At 26.3% G+C, this 6,767-nt stretch carries 4 protein-coding genes; all 4 read right to left on the minus strand.

Features of this window, described 5'->3' with window-relative positions; genetic code table 11:
* Positions 1–442: 442 nt before the first annotated feature.
* On the minus strand, positions 443–1,549 hold the full coding sequence (glgD, locus tag AC4FQW_RS13205; RefSeq protein WP_491149520.1) for a glucose-1-phosphate adenylyltransferase subunit GlgD: 1,107 nt from the start codon (positions 1,547–1,549) through the stop codon (positions 443–445).
* A gap of 52 nt (positions 1,550–1,601) precedes the next feature.
* Positions 1,602–2,783, minus strand: a complete 1,182-nt coding sequence (locus tag AC4FQW_RS13210) for a glucose-1-phosphate adenylyltransferase (RefSeq protein WP_303130977.1) — start codon at positions 2,781–2,783, stop codon at positions 1,602–1,604.
* Between the two features lie 72 nt (positions 2,784–2,855).
* A complete protein-coding gene (glgA, locus tag AC4FQW_RS13215) occupies positions 2,856–4,283 on the minus strand; it encodes a glycogen synthase GlgA (protein WP_303130978.1) in 1,428 nt (475 codons plus the stop codon).
* Positions 4,284–4,304: 21 nt separating this feature from the next.
* The gene (gene glgB, locus AC4FQW_RS13220; RefSeq protein ID WP_491149522.1) at positions 4,305–6,284 is read right to left on the minus strand and encodes a 1,4-alpha-glucan branching protein GlgB; all 1,980 of its coding nucleotides are present in this window, start codon (positions 6,282–6,284) and stop codon (positions 4,305–4,307) included.
* Positions 6,285–6,767 lie beyond the last annotated feature (483 nt).

Below are 6,767 nucleotides of genomic sequence, written 5' to 3' on the forward strand. Positions count from 1 at the left end.
TGCTGGTTCTAAATGTATTTCTATATTCTGTTCAATTTTCAAAGACCATTTTATCTCGTCGCCCTCAAGCGACTTGTTTATCTTATCATTTAAGAAGATTTATGTCAACAACTTTTTTCATAAAGTTTTCTAAACTTTCAAAGTGTTTTATCTTCTAAACAACAATAATATCTTATCACTTTACTCAACATTTGTCAACTCAGTTCGACATATTCTAAATATAAGTTCGAACTTAAAAGTCGTTTGTCTTTCAAGCAACGGACTTAATGATATCATATACTATTCCTTATATATATTTATTTTTACTTGTTTAATTAATATATTAGCTAAATTCTCTTAAATACTATTAAATTCATTATTTTGCTACTATTGATACACTAGGAATAGTTTAAGTGAAATAATCTCATTATATAAATAAAAAAGGCAGTTTAAACTGCCTTCTTTAAATAGCTTTTCTTTTTTGAATTGTAACGGGGTAATTTTCTGTACCATTTATATTTTGATTTTTGTTCACAGTAGTACCTTTATCTGCAATTACTTTGCTCATATAAACATTATCCTCTATTTTGCTATTCTGAAGTATTATACAATTTTCTATGATACTTCCTTTTCCTATATGAACTCTTCTACCTATAATACAATTTTTAACTGTTCCTTCTATATAAGATCCATTAGCAACTATTGAATTAACTACTTCACTTTCTTTAGTATATTTAGTTGGTGCTTCATCTTGTGACTTTGTATATATTGGATCTTTATCATAAAATAATTCTCTATTTATTTTTTCATCTAAAATATCCATATTTGAATCAAAATAAGATTTTACAGAATTTACACAAGATAAATATCCTTTAAACTCATAAGTTCCAACCTTAATATCATTTAAATTTCTACTTATATAATTTTTAACTTTTCTATCTATTCCATTTTTTACGCACTCATATATTATATCTATAAAAAGATTTGTTTTCATTATATACATTTCCATACTAATATTAGCTTCATTTTCTCTTCCTATATTTTCACCAATACTAATTACTCTATTTACTTCATTTATATTTAAAACTTCACAATCTATAAAGCTATCTTTTGCATTATTTATTTTTTTATAAACTATAGTTATATCATTTTTCTCATTTTTATGAGTTTTTATTAGTTCATTATAATCTATATTACATATCATATATGATGGTGCCAATAAAACATACTCTTTTCTACTATTTTTTATAAACTCTATATTCTCAATAAAATTATGAACATCATCATAATATGGATCATAATCCCCAAAATTAAAAACTCTAAGTCCATCCTTTTTTCTATGGAGGTCCCAAGGTCTTCCATTAGTTAAATGATTTACTAATGACCTTGATTTATTTTTTGTAAATATACCTATACCTTCTATTCCTGAATTAGACATATTTGATATTATAAAATCTATTATTCTATATCTTCCTGATATAGGTACTGATGCTAATGTTCTATATCTAACTAACTCTCCCATTTTACTTTCATTTTCATCCAAATTTATTATTCCTAAACAATTATTCAAGCAAACTTCACCCTTTCATCACTAATAATCTATTAGACTATTTCAAAACATTTTATACCATAGAAATTTCTCTTGGTATAACCCCTAAATTTTCTTTATCTGCTAGATTATCTATAATATTTCCAGCTGCTACTACTGCAATTTTATTTCCATTATCTATTAAAGAACCTTCCTTTATTATGGAATCACTTCCTATAATCGCTTTATCTATAATCACATTACTTTCAATATAAGCATTTGGCATTATTACAGAATCTTTTATTATAGTATTTTCCCCAACGTATACACCTTGAGATAATATAGAATTTTCTACAACTCCATATACTTTACAACCTTCATTAACCATAGAATTTTTTATTTTTGATTTTTTACCTATATATTGAGCTGGTCTAACAGGATTTTTTGAATATATTTTCCAATCATTGCTTCTTAAATCTAATTCATTTTCTTCTCTCAATAAATCCATATTTGCTTCCCAAAGACTATCTATAGTTCCAACATCCTTCCAATAACCTTTAAAAGGATATGCTAACATTCTCATATTATCATTCAACATTTTTGGTATTATATTTTTACCGAAGTCATTGCTTGACAATTCATCTAGTTCATCTTCTTTTAAATATTTTCTTAACTTATCCCATTTAAATATATAAACCCCCATTGATGCTTTATTACTTTTTGGTTTTTCTGGTTTTTCTTCAAATTCATATATAGTTAAATCTTCATTTGTATTCATTATTCCAAAACGCGTTGCTTCTTCCATAGTGACTTCTATAACCGCAATTGTTACATCAGCATTATTTTCTTTATGAAAATTTAGCATTTTATCATAATTCATTTTATATATGTGATCACCTGAAAGTATAAGAACGTACTCAGGATTATACCTATCTATATACTCTATATTTTGATATATTGCATTTGCAGTTCCTTTATACCAATCTCCACCCTTCTCTTCTTGATATGGAGGTAATATAGATACTCCACCATCTCTTCTGTCTAAATCCCACGCATCTCCAATTCCTATATGTGAATTAAGCTCAAGTGGTTTATACTGAGTTAAAACACCTACTGTATATATACCAGAATTTGCACAATTGCTTAAAGGAAAATCTATTATTCTATATTTTCCTCCAAATGGTACTGCAGGTTTTGCTAAATTCTTTGTTAACACTCCTAATCTAGAACCTTGTCCACCAGCTAATACCATTGCAACTATTTCCTTATTAACCATATTCACTTATTCCCCTTCCCCTAAATATAATATTTATTTAATTAACCCAAATAATAATTTATATAATAATCTCTATATTAATTGTTCATACATATCTTTATATTCTTTTGCAGACTTTATCCAGCTATTATCACTCTTCATAGCTTGTACTACTATTTTTCTAAATTTATTTTTATTATTATAAGTTTCTAAAGCATAATTTATAGAATTTATTAAATCTAAGTGATTATAATCTTTAAATACAAACCCAGTTCCCATACCTGTTTGTTCATTATAAGATATTACTGTATCTTTAAGTCCACCAGTTTCTCTTACTATTGGAATTGCCCCATATCTTAATGCAATAAGTTGTCCAAGTCCACAAGGCTCAAATAAAGATGGCATTAAAAATAAATCTGATGCAGCATATATTTTATGTGCTAACTTATTATCAAATAAAATATTAGCTGATAACTTATCAGGATATTTATTAGCAAACCATTTAAATCCTTCTTCAAATTCATTATCTCCTGTTCCTAAAATAACTAGCTGAACTTCCTTTTGTAAAAGTTCATCTAAGCAATACATAAATATATCTAAACCCTTTTGACTAGTTAACCTTGAAACTATACCTATCATAGGAATATCTTCTGATTCTTTAAGCCCAAGTTCTCTTTGTAACATCAATTTATTTTTAACTTTTAATTCTATATTTTCTACTGAGTAATTTTTATAAATATAATCATCTTTCTCTGGATTATATTCATCATAATCTATACCATTTACTATTCCTTTAAGAATATCTTCTTTAAACCTCAATAACCCATCTAACTTTTCTCCAAATTCCTTTGTCCTTATTTCTTTAGAATAAGTTTTACTAACAGTTGTTATTAAATCTGAATAATTTATTGCACCCTTTAAAAAACTAACTCCACCATAAAGCTCTAAACTTCCATTGTTAAATAATTCATAATCATATCCGAACAGTTCTGGTAATACCTCCTTATCAAAGGTTCCTCTAAATAATAAGTTATGAATAGATATTATAGTTTTTATTCCCTTATAAAACTCATCATAGTAATATTCAACTTTATTAAGAACAGGAATCATTCCAGTTTGCCAATCATTACAATGTATAATATCTGGCTTCCACCCAATTTCTTTTATAAGTTTAAATATAGCCCTATTGAAAAAAGCAAACCTTTCTCCATCATCATAATATCCATACAATCCATCTCTTTTAAAATAATATTCATTGTCTATCAAGTAATAAGGAACATCTTCATATTCACATTCTAATACTCCACAATATTGATTTCTCCAACTAACCTCTACATTAAATGATTTTAAAAATTTAGACTTATATTTTGAATTAAGGTTTATATCTTTATAATTTGGTATTACAACCCTAACATCTATACCCAACTTTTTTAATTCTTTAGGTAATGCACCAATAACATCTCCAAGGCCACCTGTTTTTATAAAAGGGTGTGACTCAGATGCAACTATTAAAACTCTCATTTTCTCTTACTCCTTTGCTTACTATTCTATTATGTTCTTATTTTTCACAGTTAGCTTATTAAATTTATCAATACCTAATATTGATGCTCCCATAGGTGGAACTTTTATTTTTATACAATATGGCATATTATTGTATTCTTTATCTTCAGCAACAAGTATTTGATCCATAATTTGTCCAGATCCACCATATTCTTTATCATCACTATTAAAGACTTCTTTATAATCAGCTAAATATGGAACCCCTATTTTAAAGTCATAATATACATTAGGAGTAAAGTTACATATAAAAATTAATGTATCCTTTTCTTTTTCTCCCTTCCTAATAAAAGTAAAAATACTTTGATCTTTATTATCTGCATCAATCCATTTAAATCCTTCTGGATTATAATCAAGTTCCCATAAAGCATTATTTTTTTTATAAAATTTATTTAAGTTTTTAGTGTATTGTAACATTTTATTATGCATTGAAAACTTATCTATAAGTTTCCATTCAAGCTCCTCATAATCTCTCCATTCTATAAACTGTCCAAATTCAGAACCCATAAATAAAAGTTTTTTTCCAGGATGTCCAATCATATAAGCTAAATATAATCTTAATCCAGCAAACTTGTTCCAATAATCACCCCACATCTTATCAACTAAAGACTTTTTACCATGTACCACCTCATCATGAGAAATTGGTAATATAAAATTTTCAGAGTAATTATACATCATAGAAAAAGTCATATTATTATGATGATATTTTCTATATATAGGATCAATCTCTACATACTTTAAAGTATCATTCATCCATCCCATATTCCATTTAAAGTTAAATCCTAAACCACCATTTTCTATAGGCATTGTTACATTAGGCCAAGATGTTGATTCTTCAGCAACCATAATTATATTTTCAAATTCTGAAAATACAGCCCTATTTAACTCCTTCAAAAATGATGTTCCCTCTAAACACTCATTGCCTCCATATATATTAGGCAACCAATCGCCATCATTTCTTCCATAATTTAAATAAATTATATTAGAAACAGCATCTACCCTTAATCCATCTATATGAAATTCTCTAATCCAATAAAATGCATTTGATATTAGAAAACTCCTTACTTCTGGCTTACCTAAATCAAAATTAGAAGTTCCCCAACCTTTATTTTCAGCTTTCCATCCTTCTTCATACTCATAAGTAGGACTTCCGTCAAACATATATAATCCATGTGAATCCTTACAAAAATGTCCTGGAACCCAATCAAGTATAACTCCTATATCATTTTTATGAAGCTCGTTTATAAGTTCTTTTAAATCCTCAGCATTACCATATCTACTAGTTACTGAGTAATATCCTGTTGACTGATAACCCCAAGATTTATCTAATGGATGTTCCATAATTGGCATTAACTCTACATGCGTATATCCCATTTCTAAAACATATTCAGTTAACCTTTTAGCTAATTCTTTATAAGATAAAAATTCATCATCACACATTTTCCAAGAACCTAAGTGTACTTCATATATATTAATTGGACTTTTATAAATATTATTTCTTTTTCTTTTATTAATCCATTTTCTATCATTCCACTTAAACTTTATATCTTCTTTCACTATAGAAGCAGTATTAGGTCTTAATTCCGATTGTAAAGCATATGGATCCGCTTTATAAAAAGACCTATTTTTAAATTCGTCTACTATATAATATTTATATTTTGTACCTACCTTTAATCCAGGAATAAAAATCGTCCATATACCATTATCACTTATTTTTTCCATCTTATATTCTTCCAAAGGCTTAAACTCTGAAAAGTCACCAACTATATAAACCATACTTGCTTTTCCAGCCCAAACAGTAAATCTTACCCCTCGTTTTCTCTTTTCTATAACACTATGAGACCCCATAAACCTGTAGCTATTATAATTTTTTCCTTCATGAAATAAATAATTATCAAATTCAGTTATTTGACCTTTCTTAACTGTCTTTTTTATAACTTTATCCCCCTCTGCTACTTTACCCATGTTATCTTTCGCCCCCTCCTAATATCCATTACTTTACAATTGTAGCATTATATTTTCAAAATCTCTATTTATTTCATAATCTAAATTCCTACAAAATAAAATGTATTTTTTAAAAATTTATAACTTAAATAAATAAAGGCCAAAAGTTATAGAAAAAATAACTTTTAGCCTTTTATATTTTAAATATAATTTCTTTTATAAATCTTGTATCTACAGAATACAATTAAAATTTTAAAATAACACATAACTTTTTTATACATAAATTTATTCATAACACTAAAAAACTATTCATTTATTATATTGAGAAAAATATAAATTAATTTAAAAACAAAAAATAAATTAATTTAAAAATTTTATCCATTAGCAATTTTTAAATAATAAAAAATTTAATTTTGAAAATAAATGAGATTATAAATGAATTAATAAAATTATATATGCAAAATCACTCTGTAATAATTGCATATTCTAGAGATAAATTAAGAA

The organism is Clostridium sp. TJA085 (assembly GCF_058310235.1).

Bases quoted from the DNA above. Each gene is read 5' to 3' on its own strand.
- AC4FQW_RS13210 (WP_303130977.1), bottom strand. From the start codon at position 2,783: ATGGTTAATAAGGAAATAGTTGCAATGGTATTAGCTGGTGGACAAGGT.
- glgA (WP_303130978.1), bottom strand. From the start codon at position 4,283: ATGAGAGTTTTAATAGTTGCATCTGAGTCACACCCTTTTATAAAAACA.
- glgB (WP_491149522.1), bottom strand. From the start codon at position 6,284: ATGGGTAAAGTAGCAGAGGGGGATAAAGTTATAAAAAAGACAGTTAAG.